This window comes from Bacteroides sp. ET71 (assembly GCF_023336905.1).
Taxonomy (GTDB): Bacteria; Bacteroidota; Bacteroidia; order Bacteroidales; family Bacteroidaceae; genus Bacteroides.
On the sequence record NZ_JAMBLS010000120.1, the window covers coordinates 1 to 741 of the forward strand.

Consider the following 741-nt stretch of genomic DNA (forward strand, 5'->3'; position numbering starts at 1 on the left):
TCATCCACCTTCACCGCCTTCTATACACCCCCGGAAATCATTAGTGCCGTTGCTTTCTCGTTGGAGGAGCACGGTGTGTCGCCGCACCGCTTCCTCGACCCGTCATCGGGCACGGGCAATTTCCTCTCTGCTTTCCAGCCGCATTTCTACAACGCCACCGCCGTGCCCGAAGCCACCGCGTATGAAAAGGACTTGCTCACGGGGCGCATCCTCCGGCAGCTTCAGCCCGGTACGGATGTCCGCGTGCAAGGGTTCGAGGAACTTCCCCCGCAGGACAACGGACGGTTCGATGTGACGGCAAGCAACATCCCTTTCGGCGACATCCGGGTATTTGACCCGTCGATGGACGATGGTTCGGCACGGCGTTTCGCGCTCGGTTCCCTGCACAACTATTTCTTCGTCAAGGGACTGGATGCCGTGCGCGAGGGCGGCATCGTGGCTTTCATCACCTCACAAGGGGTAATGAACTCCGCGATGGGCACTCCCGTGCGCCAATATCTGATGGAAAGGGCGCGGCTCCTGTCCGCCATCCGCCTGCCCAACAACCTCTTTACCGACTATGCCGGTACGGAGGTGGGCAGCGACCTCATTGTGCTGCAAAAGGAAACGGCATCCGAAAGGGAATACACCGGCCTTGAAAAAGCCTTCGTGGAAGTCAGCACGCAGACCGACGGCACGACCCAGAACGAGTATTTCGAACGCACCGCCGCCATTGTCCATACGCGCGGCCATGTGGGGACT

Annotated in this window: 1 protein-coding gene; it reads left to right on the forward strand. The window is 59.9% G+C overall.

Going from position 1 to position 741, the window contains the following annotated elements; all coding sequences use genetic code 11:
* Window positions 1–741 (forward strand): N-6 DNA methylase (locus M3090_RS15455; RefSeq protein ID WP_249057759.1); only part of this gene is annotated, 741 nt, incomplete at both ends.